Consider the following 22,178-nt stretch of genomic DNA (forward strand, 5'->3'; position numbering starts at 1 on the left):
GGCGGCTTTTTTCATTTTGCCAACTGTCCATGCGCGCCGATATTTGGTATTGTCGGGCGTTGGCAGCCGATAATGATGAAATAAACCTATAGCCAGCCGCTTTTAGAATAGAACCTCCCTCATACGCTGCATCTCTGCCACCACACCTTATCCATGACTATCGCGCTGCTTCCGGCAGCGCCCTCTTTTCCAATATGAAGACACCAATCAGACTCGGTACCCCGCTTTCCCCTTCCGCCACCAAAGTCATGCTGCTGGGCTCCGGCGAACTCGGCAAGGAAGTCATCATCTCGCTGCAGCGCCTGGGCGTTGAAGTGATTGCCGTCGACCGTTACCCGAATGCGCCCGGCCACCAGGTCGCACACCGTTCGCACGTCATCAACATGGCCGACGGCGCCGCGCTGGAAGCACTGATCGCGCTGGAACAGCCGGATCTGATCGTGCCGGAAATCGAAGCCATCGCGACCGAGACTCTGGTCGCTCTGGAAGCCGCAGGCAAGGTCACGGTGATTCCTACCGCGCGCGCCGCCTGGCTTACCATGAACCGCGAAGGCATCCGTCGCCTGGCCGGCGAGACGCTGGCGCTGGCGACTTCGCCCTACCGCTTCGCCAACAATCTCGATGAACTGAAGGCAGCCTGCGCAGCCATCGGCTTTCCGTGTGTGATCAAGCCGGTGATGTCATCGTCCGGCAAAGGCCAGTCGAAAATCGACAGCGCCGAAGTGGAAGCCGCCTGGGCCTATGCCGCCGCCGGCGGCCGGGTCGATTCCGGCCGCGTGATCGTCGAAGGCTTCATCGATTTCGATTATGAAATCACGCTGCTGACGGTGCGCGCACTGCAGCAGGACGGCAGTGTCGTCACCCATTTCTGCGAGCCGATCGGCCATCTGCAGGTGCAAGGCGATTATGTCGAATCCTGGCAACCGCATCCGATGCATCCGGAAGCCTTGCTCAAGGCGCGCGATATCGCCAAGAAGGTCACCGACAACCTCGGCGGCCTCGGCTTGTTCGGGGTTGAACTGTTCGTCAAGAACGAAATGGTCTGGTTCTCCGAAGTCAGCCCGCGTCCGCACGACACCGGCATGGTCACCATGGCCAGCCAGCAGCAGAGCGAATTCGAACTGCACGCCAAGGCGATCCTCGGCCTGCCGGTGAATGTCGCCCTGCGCACGCCGGCGGCATCGGCAGTCATCTATGGCCAGCACGACGCCAAGGGCATTGCCTTCGAAGGCGTGGCCGATGCGCTGCGCGTACCGGGCGCGGACATCCGCCTGTTCGGCAAGCCAGAGTCTTTTGCGCGCCGGCGCATGGGCGTTGCCCTCGCCAGCGCCGACGACGTCGAGACCGCCCGCATCCGCGCCAAGCAGGCGGCAGCCAAGGTCAAACCGGTGATCGCCGAATAAACCAGCACTACCCAGCATCATGCAACACCAAGCAATATCAAGCAGCAGCGCAGCAAAGGATAGGCAGTAGATAGAGACATCGCCCCGCGTGCCAATGCGGGGCGATACCCGATGAAAACAATAACCAACAATTCGCCATGAAATTCGATGTCGCCATTATCGGCAGCGGCCTAGCCGGCCTGTCAGTCGCCTTGCATCTCGCCGAGACCAGCAAGGTCGCAGTCATCTCCAAACGCGCGCTGCTGGACGGCGCCAGCAACTGGGCCCAGGGCGGTATTGCCGCCGTGCTCGATTCCGGCGACAGCCACGAAGAACATATCAACGACACGCTGGTGGCCGGCGCCGGCCTGTGCGATGAAAGCGCAACCCGCTTCATCGTCGAAAACGGCAAGGCTGCCATCGAATGGCTGATCGAACAAGGCGTGCCGTTTACGCCGGACGCCAGCGCCGAGATGGGTTTCCACCTGACCCGCGAAGGCGGCCACAGCCAGCGCCGCATCATCCATGCCGCCGATGCTACAGGCCATGCGGTGCAGGTGACGCTGGAACAGAAAGTGCGGGCGCATCCCAACATCACCTTGCTGGAAGATCATTACGCGATCGACCTGATCACTTCCAAGAAAGTGGCGGCCGGCGCGGCCGGCAAGAATGCCCCGCGCTGCCTCGGCCTGTACGCCAAGAACGTCAAGACCGGCAAGGTGCTGACGCTGGCCGCCAGCCACACGGTACTGGCCACCGGCGGCGCCGGCAAGGTCTACCTGTACACCACCAATCCCGACAGCGCCACCGGCGACGGCATCGCCATGGCCTGGCGCGCCGGCTGCCGGGTCGCCAACATGGAATTCATCCAGTTCCATCCGACCTGCCTGTACCATCCTTACGCCAAATCTTTCCTGATCACCGAAGCGATCCGCGGTGAAGGTGGCGTGCTGAAGCTGCCGGATACCGAAGGCGACGATGCCGGCCTGCGCTTCATGCCGGCGCACGATGAACGGGCCGAGCTGGCGCCGCGCGACGTGGTGGCGCGGGCGATCGACTTTGAAATGAAAAAGCGCGGCCTCGATCACGTTGATCTCGACATCACTCACAAGTCGCCGGAATTCCTGAAAGAGCATTTCCCCACCATCTACGCCCGTTGTCTCGAACTCGGCATCGACATCACCAAACAGGCGATCCCGGTGGTGCCGGCGGTGCACTTTACCTGCGGCGGCATCGTCACCGATTTGAGTGGCCGCACCGACCTGCCTGGCTTATATGCGGTCGGCGAGACTGCTTATACCGGCCTGCACGGCGCCAACCGCCTGGCCAGCAATTCGCTGCTGGAATGCGTGGTGATCGGCCGCGCCACCGCCAAGTTCATCGAGCAGCAGGAAAAGCCGCCGGCCATCGCGCTGCCGGCCTGGGATGAAAGCCGCGTCACCGACGCCGACGAGGAAGTCGTGATTTCGCACAACTGGGACGAGCTGCGCCGCTTCATGTGGAATTACGTCGGCATCGTGCGCACCAACAAACGCCTGGAACGGGCCCAGCACCGCATCCGCCTGCTCAAGGAAGAGATCGACGAGTACTACGCCCACTTCCGCATCAGCCGCGATCTGCTGGAATTGCGCAACCTGGTGCAGGTGGCGTCGCTGATCGTCGAAAGCGCACTCTCGCGTCATGAAAGCCGCGGCTTGCACTACAGCCAGGATTATCCGGAAACGCTGGCCAAGGCTTTGCCCACCGTACTGACGCCGCAACGCCACTAAAACATCGCTGCAAGCGGCGCGCATGCGAATTGCGCGCCAAGAAACGGAGTGTTTGCCGGCGTCGCCGGCACTACACTCCGTTGTCGAATCAAACCGTAAGAACCTCATGACTTCAAAATTTCCGCACGCCCTTCCCCGCTCCCTGGTCGCCCTTACCTGGTCCAACCTGGCAGCACAATCGGCCGAGCAGCTAAGCCTGGCAGCCACCCCCATCATGGCGGTGCTGCTGCTGGGCGCCGGTCCCGGCGAAATCGGCACGCTGGCCGCGGTGCAGTCCCTGCCTTTCCTGCTGCTGTCGATTCCCTTCGGCCTGCTGGCCGACCGCACTTCGCGCAAGCGCCTGATGGTGACTGCCGAGGCGCTGCGCATGCTGGCCTTGCTGGGCGTGCTGGCGGCGCTTCTGACCAACCATCTGTCGATACCGCTGCTGGCGGTACTGGGTTTCATCGGCGCTGTCGGCACCGTCGGCTTCAGCGTCGCCGCGCCGGCCATCGTGCCGGCGCTGGTGGATCGCGAGCACCTGGCGAAAGCCAACGGCCGCCTGGAGCTGGCGCGCAGCGCCGCCTTTGCCGCCGGCCCTGCCCTGGGCGGCGCGCTGACCTCCTGGGCCGGCGCCTCGACCGCCTTCGTGCTGGCAGCCATGCTGTCCGGCTCGGCCATAGTCTTGTTGTTGCAGTTGCGCGAACCGCAGCGCGCAGCAGCGGCGCCGCGCCATCCATTGCTGGAACTGCGCGACGGCGCCCACATGGTGTGGCGCGACAAGCTGCTGCGGCCGATCCTGCTGACCGCGGTGGCCTGGAACATTTCCTGGTTCGTGCTGCAGGCGGCTTATGTGCCGTACGCGGTGCGCAAGCTCGGCCTCAGCGCCGGCGAGGTAGGCATGACATTGGGCGCCTACGGCGTCGGCATGATGCTGGGCGCGCTGCTGACCTCGCGCATAGTGGCAAGGCTGCCGTTCGGCCGTGCGATCCAGCTCGGCCCCGCGGTCTCGGTGCTGGCGGCGCTTACCATGGTGGCGACGCTGGCCGTGCCTAGCGGCTTGCTGGCGGCCCTGTCCTTCTTCCTGTTCGGTGTCGGCCCGATCATCTGGGTGATCACTTCCACCACGCTGCGCCAGACCGTCACGCCTGGCGCCATGCTGGGACGGGTCTCGGCGATTTTTCTGACCGTCAACACCGGCGCGCGGCCGATCGGCGCCGCGCTGGGCGGCCTGGTCGGCGCCCGCTGGGGCGAAGCCGCCTGCCTGCTGCTGGCGCTGGCCGGTTTCGTGGTGCAGGCCTGGATCATCTACGCTTCCGAAGTGCGCGTGCTGGAGCGGTTGCCGGCGCCGCTAGTCTAATCTGCAACAGTGTCGCTTCTGCTGCATCTCGGCTATGCTTGAACCTCAAACTAAAAAAATGAGGAGAAACGATGAGTGCAGCATCGCAGCAAATCACAGCCGCCACCCCGCCGGCAAATAGCGCGAGGCGGGTGATCTTCGCCAGCTTCATCGGCACCGCCATCGAATTCTACGATTTCTATGTATACGCAACCGCCGCCGCGCTAGTCATCGGCCCGGTATTTTTCCCGCACGACTCGCCGACGGCGCAAGCGCTGTCGGCTTTTGTCACCTTCGGCATAGCCTTCATCGCGCGCCCGGTCGGCGCCTTTCTGTTTGGCCACTTCGGCGATCGCATCGGCCGCAAATCGACGCTGGTGCTGTCGCTGCTGGTGATGGGCGTCGCCACCACGCTGATTGGTTTCTTGCCAGGCTACGCCTCGATTGGCGCGCTGGCGCCGGTCCTGCTGTGCGTGTTGCGCTTCGCCCAGGGCATCGGCCTGGGCGGCGAATGGGGCGGCGCGGCGCTGCTGGCGACCGAATATGCACCGCAGGGGAAACGTGGCAGGTATGGCATGTTCCCGCAACTCGGTCCCTCGGTCGGTTTCCTGATGGCGAATGGCCTGTTCCTCGCCCTGGCCTTGAGCTTGTCGGATGAACAGTTCAAAAGCTGGGGCTGGCGCATCCCTTTCATTTTCAGCGCAGTGCTGGTCGTGCTGGGCTTGTATGTACGGATGAAGATTGCCGAAACACCGGTGTTTGCCGCCGCGCTGGAAAAACGCGAACGCGTCAAAGTGCCGGCCGTCACCCTGTTCCAGCACCACTGGCGTCCGGTGCTGCTGGGCTCGGTGGCAATGATTGTCTGCTACACCTTGTTTTATATTGCGACGGTATTCTCGCTGTCCTACGGCGTCGGCACCCTGCATATCCCGCGCCAGGAATTCCTCGCGCTGCTATGCCTGGCGGTGGTCTTCATGGCCCTGGCGACGCCTTTGTCGGCGCTGGCCAGCGACCGTTTCGGCCGGCGCCCGGTGCTGATCGCCGGCACCGTCGCGGCGATTGCCGCGGGCTTTACCATGCAACCGCTGTTCGGCAGCGGCAATACGGTGGCGATCGCTCTGTTCCTCATCATCTTCCTGTTCCTGATGGGCGTCACCTTTGCCCCCATGGGCGCCTTGCTGCCGGAGCTGTTCCCCACCGGCGTACGTTATACCGGCGCCGGCGTGTCGTACAACATCGGCGGCATCCTCGGCGCCTCGGTTGCGCCTTATATCGCGCAGCTGCTGGCGCAGCGCGGCGGCCTCGCCTACGTCGGCGCCTATGTCTCGGTGGCGGCGGCGCTCAGCCTGGCCGCGGTGCTGTGCATGCGCGAGACGCGCCATGACAATCTACAGGATGTGTGAGACAGAAAGCGCCGGCTGTTTCTTGCAGCCGGCATGCAGCCAATCCAACAACGCATAACAAATCGGAGACAAAACGTGAAACGAGTACCTTCTTCCCTGAAAAAAAATCTGCTGGGCGCGCTGGTCTTTTCGGCGCTGGCATGGAACGCCGGCCTGGCGCAGGCGGCCCCGCTGGCGCCGGTGTACGAGCTGGCGCAACAACAAAAACCGGCAATGATGGACACCATGCGCGACCTGGTGAACATCGAATCTGGTAGCGGCGACCTCGAAGGCCTGGCCAAGATCGCCGGCCTGATCCGCGATCGCCTGACGCAGCTGGGCGGCAAAGCGGAACTGCTGGACGCGCCTGAAATCTATCGCATGGGCGACACTCCGGCAAAAATCGGACAGATAGTCCACGCCGAATTCAAGGGCACAGGCAAGCGCAAGATCATGCTGATCGCACACATGGACACGGTCTACCTGCGCGGCATGCTGAAGGACCAACAGTACCGCGTTGACGGCGACAAGGCCTACGGCCTAGGCATCGCCGACGACAAGCAAGGCATCGCCACCATCCTGCACACTATCGCGATCCTGCAGAAAATCGGCTTCAAGGATTACGCTACCTTGACGGTACTGATCAACGGCGACGAAGAAATCAGCTCGCCCGGCGGTCGCAGCCTGCATACCAAGCTGGGCGCCGAACAGGATGCAGTCTTTTCGTATGAAGGCGGCGGCCCCCAGGGCCAGCTGCGGCTGGCGACCAGCGGCATTGCCGCAGCCTACCTGACGGTCGAAGGTAAATCGTCGCACGCCGGCGCCGCGCCTGAAAAAGGCATCAACGCCTTGTACGAATTGTCGCATCAGCTGCTGCAGCTGCGGTCGCTATCGCAACCGGAACGTGGCCTGAAACTGAACTGGACCGTGGCCCAGGCCGGCACCAATCGCAATGTGATCCCGGCTAGCGCCAGTGCGCAGGCCGATGCCCGCGCCTTGAAGATGAGTGACTTCGAGCAGTTGCAGGCGCAGCTGCAGGAAGGCGTCAAGAAACAGTTGATCCCGGACGCCAAGGTTCATTTGACATTTGAAATGCGACGGCCGCCGCTGGAAACCAACGCCGCCTCGCGTGCTGTCTCGGCCTATGGCAAGAAGATATACGAAGAACTCGATCTGCCGATGACAGTGGTGGAGGTCGCCAGCGGCGGCGGCACCGATGCGGCCTTCGCCGGCTTGAAATCGAAAGCGGCGGTGATCGAAGGGATGGGACTGACCGGCTACGGCGCCCACTCGAACGATGCTGAGTATGTCTTGTTGAACAGTATTGTTCCGCGCTTGTATTTATCGACGCGGCTGATCATGGATTTTGCGCAAGGTAAGGTCGAATAGATCAGGCGCGCTGGCGGGCGAACAGGAAACTGTCCGCCCGCTCAATATAAGCCAAAGACTTAACTTGGCAAGGTTCTCTGCTCAGATGCTTGATGACACGACAAACTGGCGCTACCATCCTTTTATGGAAACCAGAATCATCAAACTTGAAGAATTTGCCGAAGAAGCGCGCGACCGCATGGCACGGATAGAAACGCGCCTGGACCATATGGCCACCAAGGAAGACGTGTCCAGACTAGAGTCGACGCTACTCAGGTGGTTTATCGGAACCGCCATCTCCCTCACCACCCTGGCCTTCACCGCCGCCAAACTCATTCACTAGGTTACCAAGCTTGCCAGGATGGATGGGCCATGCGCCTGCATGGCCCCCTGCAAACCCGCTACTCGATGATCCGCAGCGAATAATCGGTTGCCCGAATGTCCTTGGTCAGGCTGCCTATCGAAATCCGATCGACCCCGGTCTCCGCAATCGCCCGTACGCTATCCATATTGATGCCGCCGGAGGCTTCCAGCAGTGCCCTGCCATCGGTCAGCCTGACCGCATCGCGCATGGCGTCCAGGCTGAAGTTATCGAGCAAGACCGAAGTGGCGCCGGAGCTCAAGGCTTCATCCAGCTGCACAAGATTCTCCACTTCGACCTGGATTGTGACATCGGCATCCAGGCTCAGCGCCGCCTTCATCGCGGCAGGAATGCCACCGGCCGCGGCGATATGGTTTTCCTTGATCAGGATGCCGTCGTACAACGCCAGCCGCTGGTTGTGACCGCCGCCGACGCGTACCGCGTATTTCTGCGCCAGCCGCAGGCCAGGCATGGTCTTGCGCGTATCCAGGATATGCGCACGGGTGTCGGCCACGGCGTTGACGTAAACCCGGGTGGCGCTGGCCACGCCGGACAACAGCTGCAGGAAATTCAAGGCGCAGCGCTCGGCCGTCAGCAAGGCGCGGGCCGGCGCATCGATCAGGCAGACTTCGCTGTCGGCGCGCATCAGGTCGCCCTCGGCATAACGCCAGTCGATGCGGATGCGCGCATCGAGCCGCTGCATGACCGCTTCGAACCATGGCGCGCCGCACAGCACGGCTGCTTCGCGCACGATCACGCGCGCCCGCACCAGCTGCTGCTCAGGCACCAGCTTGCCGGTGAGGTCGCCGCTACCGATGTCTTCCTCCAGGGCGGCGCTGATATTGTTTTCGAAAGCTGCTTGCAGCGCCGCATCGAACGGCGCAAAACGATTCACCAGATTGCTGGCCGGTTTATGGGAAGAAGTACTCATGCGGGTCCGATTCCTGAAAACAGTTTTTGCTCTTGCGCCAGATCGCTGGACGGGCGCACGTTGGCTTTGCGTTGCGCGGCGAAATCCAGCATGCGGTCGATACAGATCACCGCCTTGCGGCCGATCTCGGCATCGACATGGATTTCATTGCTGCCGGATTCCAGCACGTCGGCCAGGTTCTGCAAACCGTTCATCGCCATCCACGGGCAATGCGCACAGCTCTTGCAGGTGGCGCTGTTGCCGGCGGTCGGGGCGTCGATGAAACGTTTGCCCGGCGCCGCCATTTTCATCTTGTGCAGGATGCCATTGTCGGTGGCGACGATGAATTCATCGGCATCCAGCGTCTGGGCGGCAGCGATCAGCTGGGTGGTGGAGCCGACCACATCGGCTTGCGCCACCACGGCTGCCGGCGATTCCGGATGCACCAGGATCTTGGCGCGCGGATGCTGCTGGCGCAGCAGTTCCAGCTCGACGCTCTTGAACTCGTCATGCACCAGGCAGGAGCCCTGCCACAGCAGCATGTCGGCGCCAGTCTGTTTCTGGATGTAGCCGCCTAGATGCTTGTCCGGCGCCCACAAGATTTTTTTGCCTTGCGCATGCAGGTGGGCGACGATGTCGAGCCCGATCGACGACGTCACCATCCAGTCGGCGCGCGCCTTGACGGCGGCGCTGGTGTTGGCGTACACCACCACGGTGCGGTCTGGATGTTCATCGCAGAACGCGGCAAACTCGTCTGCCGGGCAACCGAGGTCGAGCGAACAGGTGGCATCCAGGTCCGGCATCAGCACGCGTTTGTGCGGGCTCAGGATTTTCGAGGTTTCGCCCATGAACTTGACGCCGGCCACCACCAGCGTCTTGGCCGGATGGTCGCGGCCGAAACGGGCCATTTCCAGCGAGTCGGAAACGCAGCCGCCCGTTTCTTCTGCCAGGTCCTGCAAATCGGCATCGACGTAATAATGGGCGACCAGCACCGCCTGCTGCTCTTTCAGCAAGCGCTTGATGCGTTCCTTGAGGGCGGTTTTCTGTTCTGGCGTGGGGGTTTCGGGGACGCGGGCCCAGGCATGTGCGGTACAGCTGCTGCCTAGCTCCATTTGCGGCCGCTCGAATTCAACGGTTTTGATGGCTTGGGGTTGCATAGTAATGATGGCTGCGGATGAGATTGAGGAAATCGACATGAACTGCAGTAAAACGCCATGATACGACAGAAGCCACGGCAAGATATTCCGCGGCAATTTATTAGATTGGAAAGCGGGAGCGGAATTCTACCGTTATCTCTGGAAGACTGCCTCAACATTACCTTATTGCAACTTTGAGGGAACTGCCGTACTATTATTTCACAATTGCCATAAAAGATTGTCACAGAAAAATGCTTGTGAGGCTTCGCGCATTTTTCGGACGCACTAAAAGAATACAGGGACAACATGACTATTTTCGACAAGACTGAGCGTGGCCGTACCGAAATAGCCACCCGTGGCCAGGCTGTGGCGCCGCGCTTGCGCACGCTGCTGTTGCTGGTCGACGGCAAGACCGGCAGCGATGAACTGTTGAGAAAAGTAGCGGGCCTCGGACTGAGCCAGGAACATCTGGACGAGCTGCTGCAGGCCGGCCTGATCCAGGCCAGCAGCGACGCTGGCAGCACCGCTCCTGTAGCAGCCGCTGCCGCAGCAACGACTGCCGGCACTAGCGCAGCCGCGGCATCGCCCGCACCTGCGACAGCAAAGAGCATCGCCGCTGCTGCTTCAGCCACGCCAGAGCAAATACTCCCTCCCGGCCAGACCCAGTTCGAAGCGATCTACCATTTCTATAACGACACCATCAAGAGCATGATCGGCCTGCGCGGCTACGGCCTGCAGCTGCGGGTCGAGCGCGCCAGCAGCGTGCAGGACTTCCGCGAGCTGCGCCAGGCTTACCTGGAAGCGGTGCTCAAGGCCAAGGGCGAGGAAATCGCGCGCAGCCTGCGCGGCCGGCTGGATCAGTTGCTGTACCTGGGCGAACGGCCGCAAACCTGAATCGTAGGGTGGGCAGGTTTTCCTGCTCACGCTGAATGCACTCCTCGATTGGTCAACGTTCCGCGTGGGCATAACTGCCCACCCTACCAGTCTGAGCATGGCGAGCATAAAAAAGCGTGGCAGAAAAACTCAGCCACGCTTTTTTTGTATCCGGAGGCAGCGCTTGCCGCGCTTGATCCGTGCAAGAATTATTCGATGCCCTGGCTGCTCAGGTAATCCTCGTAGGAGCCCTGGAAGTCGACCACTTCATTTTCCTTGACTTCCAATACCCGTGTCGCCAGCGAAGAAACGAACTCGCGGTCATGCGAAACGAAGATCAGCGTGCCGGCATATTTTTCCAGCGCGATGTTCAGCGATTCGATCGACTCCATATCCATGTGGTTGGTCGGCTCATCCAGCAGCAGCACATTGTGACGGCCCAGCATCAGCTTGCCGTACATCATGCGGCCCTTCTCACCACCCGACAGCACCTTCACCGATTTCTTGACGTCGTCGCCGCTGAACAGCAGGCGGCCGAGGCTGGAACGCACTGCCTGGTCATCGTCGCCTTCTTGGGTCCATTGGCCCATCCAGTCGGTCAGCGTCTTGTCGGTAGCAAAATCTTCAGTCGGATCTTGCGGCATGTAGCCGACGTTAGCGTTTTCCGCCCACTTGACCATGCCGCTGTCGGCATCCAGGCCAGCGATATCGTGGCCGCCGATGCTGCGCAACAGCGTGGTTTTACCCGCGCCGTTGGCGCCGATGATGGCGATTTTCTCGCCGGCTTCCACCATGATGCTGAAATGCTTGAACAGTGGACGGTCATAGGCCTTGCTGATGCCTTGCACTTCCACCGCCAGGCGGTGCAGCTTTTTCTCGCCGTCGAAACGCACGAAAGGATTGGCGCGGCTGGATGGCTTGACATCCTCGACCTTGATTTTTTCGATCTGCTTGGCGCGCGAGGTAGCCTGGCGCGCTTTCGATTTGTTGGCCGAGAAGCGGCGCACGAAATCCTGCAGTTCCGCGACCTTGTCCTTGGCCTTGGCATTCACCGACAGTTGCTGCGCGCGCGCTTGCGAGGACGCCAGCATGTAGTCGTCGTAATTGCCTGGATAGACCTTCAAGGTGCCGTAATCCATGTCCGCCATATGGGTACACACCTGGTTCAGGAAGTGGCGGTCATGGGAAATGATGATCATGGTGGAGTTGCGCTGGTTCAGCACATCTTCCAGCCAGCGGATGGTGTTGATGTCGAGGTTGTTGGTCGGCTCGTCCAGCAGCAGGATGTCCGGATTGGAAAACAGCGCCTGCGCCAGCAGCACGCGCAGCTTCCAGCCGGGAGCAACGCTGCTCATCAGGCCCTGGTGCTGCTCGATCGCCACGCCTACGCCCAGCAGCAGTTCGCCGGCGCGCGCTTCCGCGGTGTAGCCGTCGTACTCGGCGAACTTGGCTTCCAGGTCGGCCGCCTTCATGTAGTCGTCGTCGGTGGCTTCCGGATTGGCATAGATCGCATCGCGCTCAGCCATTGCCGCCCACATTTCGGTGTGGCCCATCATGACCACGTCCAGCACGCGCATCTCTTCAAACGCGAATTGATCCTGGCGCAATTTACCCAGGCGCTCGTTCTGGTCCAGCATCACGTTGCCGGCCGAGGACTCCAGGTCGCCGCCCAGAATCTTCATGAAAGTGGACTTGCCGCAACCGTTGGCGCCGATCAGGCCGTAGCGGTTGCCGTCGCCGAATTTGACGGAAATGTTTTCAAACAGCGGCTTGGGGCCGAACTGCATCGTGATATTTGCGGTGGACAGCATTTTGGCTTTGGTTCTTTTCTTAATTGAATCATGGGGTTAGGTGGCGGCATTATACAGTATCCACATTTGTGCACTGCATGAGTCCATATAAAACAACGACTTACCGCCACATTTCCCATCATTCATCCCTGCCCGGCGGCAGGTACTAGGACTGCTGCGTGACCAAAGACGCCGCCAGCCGGCCGACCTGCGCATGTACCGCATCGCGCGCGGCAGCCGGCCCCGGCGTGCCGGTCAAATAGCTGGCGACCAGCAGCGGCGCGCCATCCGGCGACAGCAGCATGCCGATATCGTTGGCAGTGCCCTGGTCACCGGTGCCGGTCTTGTCGGCAACGCGCCAGCCGGACGGCAGCAAGGCGCGCAGGCGCTTGTCGCCGGTCTTGTTGACCAGCAGCCAGTCGGTGAGTTGTTGGCGCGACGTGCCCGACAGATTTCCACCGAGTAATATCTCGCGCAAGCTGGACACCATGGCGCTGGGAGTGGTGGTATCGCGCGGGTCGCCGGGAGCGGCCTCGTTCAAGTGCGGCTCAATGCGGTCCAGGCGGGTCATCTTGTCGCCTGACGCACGCATGTAGGCCGTCAGCTGCGCCGGGCCGCCGAAACTGTGCAGCAGCAGGTTGGCGGCGGTATTGTCGCTTTGCGTGATGGCCGCTTCGCACAGCTCAGCCACCGTCATGCCGCCAGCGCCCGTGTGGTGTTCCGTCACTGGCGAATAAGGCACCAGGTCGGCCTTCTGGTAGCGGATGCGCCGCGTCAGCTGTTCCTTGCCCTGGTCGACGCGTTTCAGCACGAAGGCGGAGGCCAGCAGCTTGAAGGTGCTGCACATGGGAAAACGCTCGCCGCCACGATAGGCGTAGGTCTGCCCGGAATGGCTGTCGAAGATGGCGACACCCAGCCGGCCGCCGCTTTTGGCTTCGATCTGGCGCAATTGCTCAACCACGGGATGCGCCGAAGGTGTATTAGTAATGCCCCAGGATTTCTGTGTCCAGGCGCCAATAGCCAGTGTGCCGAATGCCATGCCGAGATTGCCGGCGAATTGACGTCGATTCATGTTTTTCCTCTCAAGTCGATAAGCAAGGCGTTCACGATAACCACTCGCCGGCGATCTCTCAAGCTACAATATCCTAATGAAGTCATAAGAAATACTAGGCCTGATCGCCTTAAGCCTTAAAGGAAGAACCATGCACCTGCCACTGAACGCGCTGCGCGCTTTTGAAGTTTCGGCGCGCTTTCTCAGCTTTACCCGCGCCGCCTCGGAGCTGAACGTTACCCAGGCCGCCATCAGCCAGCAGGTGAAAAACCTGGAAGAACGCATGGGAGTCCAGCTGTTCAGGCGGCTGCCGCGCGGCCTGGCGCTGACCGCCGAGGGCATTGCGCTGCTGCCGGTGCTGGCGGAATCCTTCGGCCGCATCGGCTCGGTGCTGGAACAGTTCCAGGATAGCCGCGGCCGCTCGCGCGAAGTACTGACGGTAGGCGCGGTAGGCACCTTCGCGGTGGGCTGGCTGATTCCGCGCCTGCGTGATTTCCAGCAAGCTCATCCCTTCGTCGATTTTCGGCTGTTCACCAACAATAACCGGGTCGATATCGCCGGCGAAGGCCTCGACTATGCGATCCGTTTCGGCGACGGCGCCTGGCACGGCACCGATGCCGAAGCCTTGCTGGCGGCGCCGCTGACGCCGATGTGTTCGCCTGCCCTGGCGCCCTACCTGCGCGATCCGGCCGACCTCGGCAGCCAGATGCTGCTGAGCTCCTACCGCAGCGACGAATGGGCGATCTGGTTCGCCGCCGCCGGCCACGCCTGCCCGGTATTGCGCGGCACGGTATTCGATTCTTCGCTGACGATGGCGGAAGCCGCAGCGCAAGGCGCCGGCGTGGCGCTGCTGCCGGCCCGCATGTTCGCGCGGGAACTGCAGCAGGGGCGGCTGATACGGCCGTTTGAGGTAGAGATCAGCAGCGGCAGCTACTGGCTGACGCGCCTCAAGTCAAAGCAGGCGACACCGGCCATGCAGGTATTCCAGGAGTGGCTGCACCATGCAGCCGCCCAGTAACGCTCCCGGCCTGCCGCGCTTCAGGCAGATAGCGTGAGCGGGTTCTGGAAAGCCAGCCGGAAGCCGTCGGCATCGGCATCCAGTTTGGCCTGTGCACCCACCGGCAAGGTCACCTTGTCGCGGATATGGCCGAACGGCAGACCGGTAAGGATAGGCACCGAAACGTTGGCGCGCAGATAGGCCAGCATGGCGTCGAAGTCGTAGCCGTTGTCGTGCTCGGCCAGCCGGTAGTCGGAAAAAGCGCCCAGCACGATCGCTTGCTGCCGCCCCAGGATGCCTGCGTATTGCAGCTGCAACATCATCCGTTCGATACGGTAAGGGTGCTCGCCGATATCTTCCAGAAACAAGATACCGTCTTCGATCTGCGGCAGATAGGAGCTGCCGACCAGATGCGTCAGCATCGCCAGGTTGCCGCCCCAAAGCGTGCCGCTGACATGCAGCGTCGGGTTGCCGGCAGCGGCGACCTGTATCGCCTGCTCCGGCTGGCGCAGCGCTTGCCAAAAGTGCGACATCGTAAACTCGCTCAGTTCGGCGACGCCGAAATCCGCGCACAGCATCGGCCCCGCCAGGCTGACCGCGCCGGTCTGCGCAAACAAGGCCAGGTGCAAGGCGGTGACATCGCTGTGGCCGACAAAGATCTTCTTGCTGGCCGCCAGGCGGCGAAAATCCAGCAACGGCAGCAGGCGCGACATGCCGTAGCTGCCGCGCAATACCAGCACGATTTGCACATGCGGATTATCGATGGCCTCATAAATCTGTTCCACCCGGGCGGCATCGGTGCCGCCGAAGCGCTGGAATTTTGCCGCCGGATCGTAATAGTCGTAGACCACGCAGCCTTGCTGCTGCAAGGCCTGGATGCCGCGCGCCAAAGCCGCTTCGTCGTTGGCGTAGCCGCCGGGAGCGATCACTGCCACGCCAATGGCTGCTGGCGGCTGCACTTGAGTATTTTCGGTCATGTTTTTTGTTGGGCAAGGCGCCGTTCGGCGAAAAATTCCTTGAGTAGTGTGCCACATTCCTCAGCCATCACGCCAGCCGTCAGCTCGGTGTGATGATTCAGCTTTTCCTGCTCGAACAGGTTCAGCACCGAGCCGCAGGCGCCGGTCTTGGGATCGCTGGCGCCGTACACCACGCGCGCCAGCCGTGCATGCAGCATGGCGCCGGCGCACATCGCGCAAGGCTCCAGCGTCACGTACATTTCGCAACCGGGCAAGCGATAGTTGCCGAGGATGGTGGCGGCGGCGCGCAGCGCCATGATTTCCGCGTGCGCGGTCGGATCGTGGTTGCCGATCGGCTGGTTGAAGCCGGTGGCGATGATCTGGCCGTCTTTCACTATCAGTGCGCCGACCGGCACTTCGCCCAGGGCCCAGGCATTGCGTGCCTGGGAAATCGCTTGCTGCATGTAGATAGCGTCGCGCATAGGCAGGTCAGCGATCTTCGGAAATCTCGGCCCAGCAATTCGGGGTTTCGTGCAACACCAGTTTTTGCAAGTGCAGGCCGGTGCCGAAATGGTCCTTGTAGGCGGCTTTCAGGATATCGAAGGCGGTACGCGCCAGGTTCTCGACCGTCGGGATGCGGTCGATCACGACCGTCTTGTGATTCGGCAGCGTGGCCAGGAAATCGCGTACCGCGGCATCTTTTTCGTAGACCAGGAAAGCGTGGTCCCAGACATCCACCAGGTGCTGCTTGGCCAGGGTCTTGATGTCAGAGAAGTCCATGATCATGCCATTGTCCGAGCTGCCTTCAACTTCGATGACGGCGCCGACCAGGGTAATTTCCAAGGTATAGCGGTGGCCGTGCAGGTTGCGGCACTGACTCTTGTGGTCGGGAATCCGGTGGCCGGCGTCGAATTCGAGTTTGCGGGTGATGGTCAGCATGGTAATCGGTTCTTTATAAAATCGGTTCAGGGAATCTGCAACAGCTTGTGCGTCTGCAGACTCAGTTTCCATTTCGGGTTGCGCTTGCAAGTCTCGATGGCCAACTGGATATTCTGCGCCTGTTGCGGGCCATCCATGGCTTGTACATAGAAATGATCGAAATCAAGCGATTCATATGTCGCCAGCGACTGGCCGAGCTGCGGAATCACGACCTTCAGCTCATTGCCCTTGCGCAGCTTGAGCACCGAACCCATCTTCGGGCTGACGCAAATCCAGTCGATGCCGGCCGGCGGTTCCAGCGTGCCGTTGGTTTCAATGGCGATTTCAAAGCCGGCCGCATGCATGCTGTCGACCAGCGCCGCGTCCAGCTGCAGCAAGGGCTCGCCGCCGGTGAACACCACGAACTTGCTGCCGGTATAGGTGCTCGGCCAAAGCGCATTGATGGTATCGGCCAGCGCCGCGCTGGTCTTGAACTTGCCGCCGCCCTCGCCGTCGGTGCCGACAAAATCGGTATCGCAGAACTGGCAGACCGCCGTGCTGCGGTCTTCTTCGCGCCCGCTCCACAGGTTGCAGCCGCTGAAACGGCAAAACACCGCAGGGCGGCCGGCATGCGTGCCTTCGCCTTGCAGTGTGTAGAAGATTTCCTTGATGCTGTAAGTCACTGTGTCAACCCGTACTTTCTGTTTGCCGGGGACAGCCGCCCTCGGACTTGCAATGCATGATTCATCATAAGCTACCTGCGGCGCCGCGCCCGGGATTCAGTTGTCCGGCAGGGAAAACGGGAGCATATCCAGCATGGTTGTCGAAAAGGCAAGTGCTTCGCGGCTAGCCCGTTTGGCGGCGCCACGCCGGAATTCCGCTTGCCGCCCGCAAACCCACGCCACAGACGCCAATGCAGGATATAGGTAGAGATGGATAGCGCCAGCCGGATATGACCATGCAGATTCTCCGTGTCGATCCAGTATAAGTGCAAACCCGGAGCGCGGATGCCAGCGCCGTTGCTGCGCAAAACGAAGTGCAGGATTATACAGACAGCTACCGCTGCCCGCATCGGGATGGCGGAAAATTCCAGCAAAACCAACAAAATCCCGGCAATTTGCCAGGCTGGCGGCCAATGGCGATCAACATTTGCCATAATGAAACTATTGAATGGGAGGCTTGCCTCCCCCACGGCGTCGCCGCTCCATCTGCATCGGCGGCGTCCGGAAAACCAGACTGCGCTGAATCTTATTGCGATCTCAAGCAAAGGAGCGAACCGCGTGACCCAAGCAGACATTTCCACAGCAAAAATCCTTCCCCGCGCCGTGATCCTGTCCGGAATAGCACTAGCTCTCACTGCGGCGCTCACATTTGCCATCGAGGCACAGGCCCAGGAAAAACCGCCCAGTCCGGCCGCCTTGTGGAGCGCGCCCGCCACAGCCTCGGTCAGCGCATCGGAACTGCAATTCAATAACGGCCAGACCACACTCAGCGGAACCCTTTACGCGCCACAGTTGCCAGGCAAGGCGCCGGCCGTGATCGTGCTGCATGCCGCTTCGGTGCCGACCCGGGATCAGGCACTCTATCGTCATCTGATACAAGCCCTGCCGGCGCTCGGCATCGCTGTCTTTGTCTATGACCGGCGGGGCAGCGGAAAATCGGGCGGCATGCTTGCCGACAGCGATTACGACGTTCTGGCGGATGACGGCATTGCGGCGCAGCGGATGCTCGCGCGCGATGCGCGGATCGATCCCAGGCGGATTGGCTTTTGGGGCCTTAGCCAGGGCGGATGGCTATCGCTGCTGGCGGCGGCTCGCAGCCCGGAAACCGCCTTTGCAATTGCTATCTCGGCGCCGATGACCACGCCAGACGTGCAGATGAATTTCGCGGTGGCGAACATATTGCGGATCAAAGGCTATCCGGAAGCCGACGTAGAAATGGCCGTTGCAGCCCGCACAGCAGTCGACGAGTACGAGCGCGGCCGGCTCGGCCGCGCGACTGCACAAGCCCGGCTCGATGCCGTCGTCGACAAGCCGTGGTTTGATCTCGCCTATCTAGACAAGACCTTTGAGGATCCCGGTAAATCGCGCTGGGCCAAAGAAATCAGGCACGATCCGTTAAAGACGCTCGATGCCGTGCATGCGCCTGCCCTGGTCATCTATGGCGCAAAAGACCCCTGGGTGCCGGCAAAGCTGTCGGCCGATATCCTGCACAAAAACGCCGCGCAGCATCCCAACATCGATACCGCGGTGATCGCCGGCGCCGACCACGACATGATGCTGTCCGCGCCGCTCGAATTCCAGATCGATCCTAAGGCGTTCAGCGCTCAGGCGCCTGATGCGCCGGAATATTTCAGCCTGATGGCGGCATGGCTCACGGCGAAAGGATTTGCGCGTGTTCCCTTGTCGATTGCAACTGTCCACTAGCCGTACCAGCCGCTCTCTCTTGCCTCAGGCCGGCGCCAGCAGGCCATTCATCTGAAAATCTTCTACCTGGCCTAAGGAAAATTCCACCGCCAGCCTTAACATGGCAGGTGCAACGTAGCGGCGATGGGTATAGGCAATCGCGCTCATGTAGAACCTGCCGAACAGGTTCTTGCAGTGGACGCGGGTGCCAAGCGTTATGTCGACATGATGCTCGTCAACGATGTCAACGGCGACGCAAGATCTGAACAGCAAATGCTTGTCGTCGGCGCCAAGAATGACTTGCGCCCGCGTATCTGCGGCATCGACAGACTGGTCGAGGACAGGATAGCGATTCGCAAAAAAAGTATTGCTATCCGCCGACAGGAGCGATGAAACCGGACATCCCAAGGGAGAAGTCCGCAAGCCCAAAGGCTTGACCAACACATTGCGCAACGCCATCAGACTGGATACGCCACCGGGCCGGTTAAGCAAAAAACCCTCCAGGACAGAAGCCAGCAATTGCGCGGCGCTGGCGTCTTTGAAACTGGCGCCGGTAACGCGCAGGGAAAATGTATCTTCGTGATGTACCGGCATGCCGGCAAGCTGCCTGTTGAGCAAGGAAGCCGCAGGCGCGGTCTTGAGCTCCCTGACGGCGCGGTCCGATCCTTCGTATGACAAGAAACCGGATGCTCCCTTCCACGAGCTCCAGGCTCCGCGTAGCCAGCCCACACTGCTTCTGACGGTATTGCAGACCAGGCGATGCACGGTCCCCGGCGGCGCATCCAGCGAGAGCGTCGTCGCAGGAATCGACGATGCATCAAATTCTTTCGCCGCAAGCAGCGCCGCAATCGCAGGCGGCAACAGCTCAGTCAATGCCGGGATGCTAGCGTCATTGGCCAGCACTTTTTGTTTTAAGTCGTCAGGTAAATTGCCGCCCAGTTCATTAGTATGGCAAGACAAGGCAAAGAACGCCGGGTGTATGGATTTGCGGGACAAAGGAGAAAACTGATGCCAGGTTTCACCGCCAAAGCGCACCGTGAACATGCAGTCCGGCGGAATATTGACAAAGCGCAGCGCCCTGACAAAATTGCGCGGATCCTCAGCCATCTGCTCTGCCGACACGCTGGAAAACCTCAGCTGCGCGCCGCCGCTGCCGGACACCGCAGTAAAGACCCGATGGCCGGCATGGCGATGAAATGGATGTCCGCCGGTTCCGACAACAAACGAATACAGAGACGTGGCGTCGCCTTTGAGAAAGTTGGTCCCACCCAATTTGACAGAAGGCTCATCCAGTTCATCCACAAAAGCGCCATGCTGCCGCTGCCTGGACGCCACGCTTGCAAACAAGTGGCTGCCTGCGCCGTGCCCCATCTGAGCGATCAGGCATACCTCTACGGCGAGGCCGCCGGACTCGGAGGGAATCCGGACGGAAGGAAAGGTATCGACAATCTGGGTCAGCTTAAGCATTGAATATCCTCGATTACCCAGCCTTGCGGCTTTTGGCAATAGCGCGCGATTCTCGTTTGAGCGGGCGGCCTACCGGGCAGAGTTCCAGCGCATAGCTGGTAAGACTGTTGGCCAGGCTGTCGGCGTTGAGCTTGTAGAGGACAAACTGCCCCTTGCGCTCGCTCGTCACCAGCTCAGCGGCTTCCAGCACCGACAGGTGACGTGAAATCGCCGGCGCGCTCATCGAAAAGCGTTCGGCAAGCTCAGACGTGCTGAGTTCGGCCTCGGTAAGGTAAGCCAGGATCTGGCGTCTTGGCGTTGACGCCAGGGCTTCAAAGATCTTGTCGAGAGATGCTGACATTTTTCACCAACCAATCTATTAACTTATTTGTTAATTATATTAGTCGTAAAAAAGTAAAAAATCAAATTATTTGTCAATCAGCGGAAATCATTCCCGGAACAAGAAGGACGCAAGCCGCTCGCCCTGCCCCGCTACTCACCCATGCCCATAGGAAAAGCCTGGAAATCCAGGCATCCACGCCAACTGCCGGCGTGACGATGCGGCCGGTTCCGCCCAGGACCCGGCTGTCGCATCACGCAGAGCGATCAAAAAACCTTGATTTTCAACTGGAAGGACAGCGCGCCATACAGCCTGTCCTTATAGCTGGGGATAACCGCCAGGTTCATGCCGATGCGCTTGTATTCGATGCTGGCGACCGGAATCGCCGCCAGGAACCAGTCGCCATGCCGCATTTTCGGGTAGCCGTTAAAGCCCCCTGCTACCACACCAAGGCGTACCGGCCCGATATATACCGGCTGGTAGTAGACGCCAACGTAGTTTGAATATTCCCTGTCGCTGTTATAGAACCTGCCGGCAGTAGCCGAGGCAACGGTAGAAAAGCGGTATTCGGCGCCCAGGCCGTAATTGCTGTTGTTCAGTCCCTTGTCGCGATCGAAGTGTTCGGAATAGAAACCGCCGTTCAGCCACACTTCGCTGATGGGTTTACTCTCCACCCAGCCAAACAGATCGCCTTGCCCGGCCTGCGCATCGGCGACGGTAGATGCTAACAACATCAAAAAGAGAACCGCTCGGTAGCGCTGCGTTAAAATCATCATCAGCTTCCTATCCATAAAGTTTGCGCAGCGTGTCAGGGATGTGTGTCAAGACGGTCTATGCGTGCTCCGGCGTGATCACGCGGAGCATTTTAAAGCAACTATGGAGCCGGTAGTGCCAGGATTCGATATCAACGCCGATAAATCGGTGGCGCGGGATCCGCGAGCAATCTGCGAACACCCTGCTCCGGCACCAGCCATGCTTAGGAAGCCATCTCATTGCCAGCGTCAGCAACAGCCGCGCTCTCCGCCTGGAGATCAAGTTTGCCTGCCAGCGGGAACATCCAGTCAAACACCACCGCAGCACAGCTCGCGCCCATGATTTGGGCGGCCACGAACCCCAGCACATCGGCGGGCCGGATGCCGGTAAACGTATTGCTCATCGCGCGCGCCAGGGTCGCCGCTGGATTAGCGAAAGAAGATGAAGAAGTAAACCAGCATGCCGCCACGATATAGGCAGCAACCGCAAAAGGCGTTGCTGCCGGACGCCGGCGCGAACAGCCAACTATCACGCCGATCAAGCCAAAGGTGGCGATAAACTCGCTCCACAATAGCGGCCAGTCGGATTTGACTTGCGTCGCTGCAGAAAAAACAGGCAATCCAAACATCACGTCAACCGCAGCTACGCCGGCGCACGCGCCAATCAGTTGCGCAGCGATATAGGACGGCACGTCATGCCATGGCATTTTTCCCTGCCACACTTCCAGCAAGGTCACGACAGGATTGAAATGCGCGCCCGATACCGGAGCGAAAGTGAGTATCAAAGTCATCAATGCGAGGCCGGTGACCAGGGTATTGACCAGCAAGGCGACGCCTTCATTCGCCCCTGACAGGCGTGCAGCCATGATGCCGGAACCAACGATGGCGGCAAGCAGGAAAGCGGTGCCGAGTGCCTCGGCTGCCAGACGGCGCGACAGTGTCATAGTGAATATAGCGATTGAGCGATGCTGATGAATCGTGGCAGGATCTCCTCCCCCGCAACCGGGAAAGGAGCAACGCGCGC

General features: G+C 60.8%; 21 protein-coding genes. 9 read left to right on the plus strand and 12 right to left on the minus strand.

What is annotated here, in order from left to right; genetic code table 11:
- Window positions 1-194: 194 nt before the first annotated feature.
- From purT to CPter91_RS16600, 6 genes are all read left to right on the plus strand, one after another.
- A complete protein-coding gene (purT, locus tag CPter91_RS16575; RefSeq protein WP_061942118.1) occupies window positions 195-1,403 on the plus strand; it encodes a formate-dependent phosphoribosylglycinamide formyltransferase in 1,209 nt (402 codons plus the stop codon).
- Between the two features lie 137 nt (window positions 1,404-1,540).
- Window positions 1,541-3,151: an L-aspartate oxidase gene (gene nadB, locus CPter91_RS16580; protein WP_061942120.1), complete on the plus strand. Its 1,611-nt coding sequence runs from the start codon at window positions 1,541-1,543 to the stop codon at window positions 3,149-3,151.
- 106 nt (window positions 3,152-3,257) lie between these two features.
- A complete protein-coding gene (locus CPter91_RS16585; protein WP_061942122.1) occupies window positions 3,258-4,490 on the plus strand; it encodes an MFS transporter in 1,233 nt (410 codons plus the stop codon).
- Window positions 4,491-4,561: 71 nt separating this feature from the next.
- On the plus strand, window positions 4,562-5,872 hold the full coding sequence (locus CPter91_RS16590; protein ID WP_061942124.1) for an MFS transporter: 1,311 nt from the start codon (window positions 4,562-4,564) through the stop codon (window positions 5,870-5,872).
- Between the two features lie 33 nt (window positions 5,873-5,905).
- Complete coding sequence (locus CPter91_RS16595) at window positions 5,906-7,240, plus strand: M20/M25/M40 family metallo-hydrolase (protein WP_082792927.1); 1,335 nt, start codon at window positions 5,906-5,908, stop codon at window positions 7,238-7,240.
- A gap of 124 nt (window positions 7,241-7,364) precedes the next feature.
- Window positions 7,365-7,562, plus strand: a complete 198-nt coding sequence (locus CPter91_RS16600) for a hypothetical protein (RefSeq protein ID WP_061946341.1) — start codon at window positions 7,365-7,367, stop codon at window positions 7,560-7,562.
- Window positions 7,563-7,620: 58 nt separating this feature from the next.
- On the opposite strand, the gene nadC is transcribed toward CPter91_RS16600, so the two are convergent.
- On the minus strand, window positions 7,621-8,511 hold the full coding sequence (gene nadC, locus CPter91_RS16605) for a carboxylating nicotinate-nucleotide diphosphorylase (protein ID WP_061942126.1): 891 nt from the start codon (window positions 8,509-8,511) through the stop codon (window positions 7,621-7,623).
- Window positions 8,508-9,647, minus strand: coding sequence for a quinolinate synthase NadA (gene nadA, locus CPter91_RS16610; protein ID WP_061942128.1), 1,140 nt, complete (start codon window positions 9,645-9,647; stop codon window positions 8,508-8,510). The genes nadC and nadA overlap by 4 nt, the downstream gene beginning before the upstream one ends.
- Window positions 9,648-9,932: 285 nt before the next feature.
- On the opposite strand from nadA, the gene CPter91_RS16615 reads away from it, so the two are divergent.
- Window positions 9,933-10,520 carry a hypothetical protein gene (locus CPter91_RS16615; RefSeq protein ID WP_061942130.1) on the plus strand — a complete coding sequence of 196 codons (588 nt, stop codon included), beginning with the start codon at window positions 9,933-9,935 and terminating at the stop codon, window positions 10,518-10,520.
- 188 nt (window positions 10,521-10,708) lie between these two features.
- Here the strand turns inward: CPter91_RS16615 and CPter91_RS16620 are convergent, their stop codons facing one another.
- Together CPter91_RS16620 and bla are read right to left on the minus strand one after the other, a co-directional pair.
- Window positions 10,709-12,310: an ABC-F family ATPase gene (locus tag CPter91_RS16620; RefSeq protein WP_061942132.1), complete on the minus strand. Its 1,602-nt coding sequence runs from the start codon at window positions 12,308-12,310 to the stop codon at window positions 10,709-10,711.
- Window positions 12,311-12,455: 145 nt separating this feature from the next.
- Entirely contained in the window at window positions 12,456-13,361 is a 906-nt protein-coding gene (gene bla, locus CPter91_RS16625) for a class A beta-lactamase (RefSeq protein WP_061942134.1), read from the minus strand.
- 130 nt (window positions 13,362-13,491) lie between these two features.
- Between bla and CPter91_RS16630 the strand changes: the two genes are divergently transcribed.
- The gene (locus CPter91_RS16630) at window positions 13,492-14,358 is read left to right on the plus strand and encodes a LysR family transcriptional regulator (protein ID WP_061942136.1); all 867 of its coding nucleotides are present in this window, start codon (window positions 13,492-13,494) and stop codon (window positions 14,356-14,358) included.
- 20 nt (window positions 14,359-14,378) lie between these two features.
- On the opposite strand, the gene ldcA is transcribed toward CPter91_RS16630, so the two are convergent.
- From ldcA to queE, 4 genes are read right to left on the minus strand one after another with little or no spacing between them, the layout of a single operon-like run.
- Window positions 14,379-15,314, minus strand: a complete 936-nt coding sequence (gene ldcA / locus CPter91_RS16635) for a muramoyltetrapeptide carboxypeptidase (protein WP_061942137.1) — start codon at window positions 15,312-15,314, stop codon at window positions 14,379-14,381.
- Entirely contained in the window at window positions 15,311-15,775 is a 465-nt protein-coding gene (tadA, locus tag CPter91_RS16640) for a tRNA adenosine(34) deaminase TadA (protein WP_061942138.1), read from the minus strand. Before tadA ends, ldcA begins: the two co-directional genes overlap by 4 nt.
- A gap of 7 nt (window positions 15,776-15,782) precedes the next feature.
- Entirely contained in the window at window positions 15,783-16,232 is a 450-nt protein-coding gene (gene queD / locus CPter91_RS16645) for a 6-carboxytetrahydropterin synthase QueD (RefSeq protein ID WP_061942139.1), read from the minus strand.
- Between the two features lie 26 nt (window positions 16,233-16,258).
- Window positions 16,259-16,894 carry a 7-carboxy-7-deazaguanine synthase gene (queE, locus tag CPter91_RS16650; protein ID WP_061942141.1) on the minus strand — a complete coding sequence of 212 codons (636 nt, stop codon included), beginning with the start codon at window positions 16,892-16,894 and terminating at the stop codon, window positions 16,259-16,261.
- A 324-nt stretch (window positions 16,895-17,218) separates the two neighbouring features.
- Here queE and CPter91_RS16655 point away from each other — a divergent pair, with 324 nt between their 5' ends.
- The gene (locus CPter91_RS16655) at window positions 17,219-18,637 is read left to right on the plus strand and encodes an alpha/beta hydrolase family protein (protein WP_082792930.1); all 1,419 of its coding nucleotides are present in this window, start codon (window positions 17,219-17,221) and stop codon (window positions 18,635-18,637) included.
- 24 nt (window positions 18,638-18,661) lie between these two features.
- Here the strand turns inward: CPter91_RS16655 and CPter91_RS16660 are convergent, their stop codons facing one another.
- The 4 genes from CPter91_RS16660 to CPter91_RS16675 form a co-directional block, all read right to left on the minus strand.
- Window positions 18,662-20,083: a DUF2867 domain-containing protein gene (locus CPter91_RS16660; protein WP_061942144.1), complete on the minus strand. Its 1,422-nt coding sequence runs from the start codon at window positions 20,081-20,083 to the stop codon at window positions 18,662-18,664.
- 13 nt (window positions 20,084-20,096) lie between these two features.
- On the minus strand, window positions 20,097-20,423 hold the full coding sequence (locus tag CPter91_RS16665; RefSeq protein ID WP_061942146.1) for a metalloregulator ArsR/SmtB family transcription factor: 327 nt from the start codon (window positions 20,421-20,423) through the stop codon (window positions 20,097-20,099).
- 245 nt (window positions 20,424-20,668) lie between these two features.
- Window positions 20,669-21,193 (minus strand): hypothetical protein, encoded by a 525-nt coding sequence (locus CPter91_RS16670; protein WP_417924822.1) that lies wholly within the window; start codon window positions 21,191-21,193, stop codon window positions 20,669-20,671.
- 185 nt (window positions 21,194-21,378) lie between these two features.
- Window positions 21,379-22,098, minus strand: a complete 720-nt coding sequence (locus tag CPter91_RS16675; protein ID WP_061942149.1) for an MIP/aquaporin family protein — start codon at window positions 22,096-22,098, stop codon at window positions 21,379-21,381.
- Window positions 22,099-22,178: the final 80 nt, after the last annotated feature.

The sequence above is a fragment of the Collimonas pratensis genome, from assembly GCF_001584185.1.
Classification (GTDB): Bacteria; Pseudomonadota; Gammaproteobacteria; order Burkholderiales; family Burkholderiaceae_D; genus Collimonas; species Collimonas pratensis.

Coding starts and splice junctions, on each gene's coding strand:
- CPter91_RS16655 (WP_082792930.1), top strand. CDS start 17,219: ATGCCAGCGCCGTTGCTGCGCAAAACGAAGTGCAGGATTATACAGACA.
- CPter91_RS16590 (WP_061942124.1), top strand. CDS start 4,562: ATGAGTGCAGCATCGCAGCAAATCACAGCCGCCACCCCGCCGGCAAAT.
- purT (WP_061942118.1), top strand. CDS start 195: ATGAAGACACCAATCAGACTCGGTACCCCGCTTTCCCCTTCCGCCACC.
- CPter91_RS16670 (WP_417924822.1), bottom strand. CDS start 21,193: ATGGATAGGAAGCTGATGATGATTTTAACGCAGCGCTACCGAGCGGTT.
- CPter91_RS16660 (WP_061942144.1), bottom strand. CDS start 20,083: ATGCTTAAGCTGACCCAGATTGTCGATACCTTTCCTTCCGTCCGGATT.
- CPter91_RS16630 (WP_061942136.1), top strand. CDS start 13,492: ATGCACCTGCCACTGAACGCGCTGCGCGCTTTTGAAGTTTCGGCGCGC.
- nadA (WP_061942128.1), bottom strand. CDS start 9,647: ATGCAACCCCAAGCCATCAAAACCGTTGAATTCGAGCGGCCGCAAATG.
- CPter91_RS16675 (WP_061942149.1), bottom strand. CDS start 22,098: ATGACACTGTCGCGCCGTCTGGCAGCCGAGGCACTCGGCACCGCTTTC.
- CPter91_RS16595 (WP_082792927.1), top strand. CDS start 5,906: ATGCAGCCAATCCAACAACGCATAACAAATCGGAGACAAAACGTGAAA.
- CPter91_RS16620 (WP_061942132.1), bottom strand. CDS start 12,310: ATGCTGTCCACCGCAAATATCACGATGCAGTTCGGCCCCAAGCCGCTG.
- CPter91_RS16600 (WP_061946341.1), top strand. CDS start 7,365: ATGGAAACCAGAATCATCAAACTTGAAGAATTTGCCGAAGAAGCGCGC.
- tadA (WP_061942138.1), bottom strand. CDS start 15,775: ATGCGCGACGCTATCTACATGCAGCAAGCGATTTCCCAGGCACGCAAT.
- nadC (WP_061942126.1), bottom strand. CDS start 8,511: ATGAGTACTTCTTCCCATAAACCGGCCAGCAATCTGGTGAATCGTTTT.
- bla (WP_061942134.1), bottom strand. CDS start 13,361: ATGAATCGACGTCAATTCGCCGGCAATCTCGGCATGGCATTCGGCACA.
- nadB (WP_061942120.1), top strand. CDS start 1,541: ATGAAATTCGATGTCGCCATTATCGGCAGCGGCCTAGCCGGCCTGTCA.
- CPter91_RS16585 (WP_061942122.1), top strand. CDS start 3,258: ATGACTTCAAAATTTCCGCACGCCCTTCCCCGCTCCCTGGTCGCCCTT.
- CPter91_RS16665 (WP_061942146.1), bottom strand. CDS start 20,423: ATGTCAGCATCTCTCGACAAGATCTTTGAAGCCCTGGCGTCAACGCCA.
- queD (WP_061942139.1), bottom strand. CDS start 16,232: ATGCTGACCATCACCCGCAAACTCGAATTCGACGCCGGCCACCGGATT.
- CPter91_RS16615 (WP_061942130.1), top strand. CDS start 9,933: ATGACTATTTTCGACAAGACTGAGCGTGGCCGTACCGAAATAGCCACC.
- ldcA (WP_061942137.1), bottom strand. CDS start 15,314: ATGACCGAAAATACTCAAGTGCAGCCGCCAGCAGCCATTGGCGTGGCA.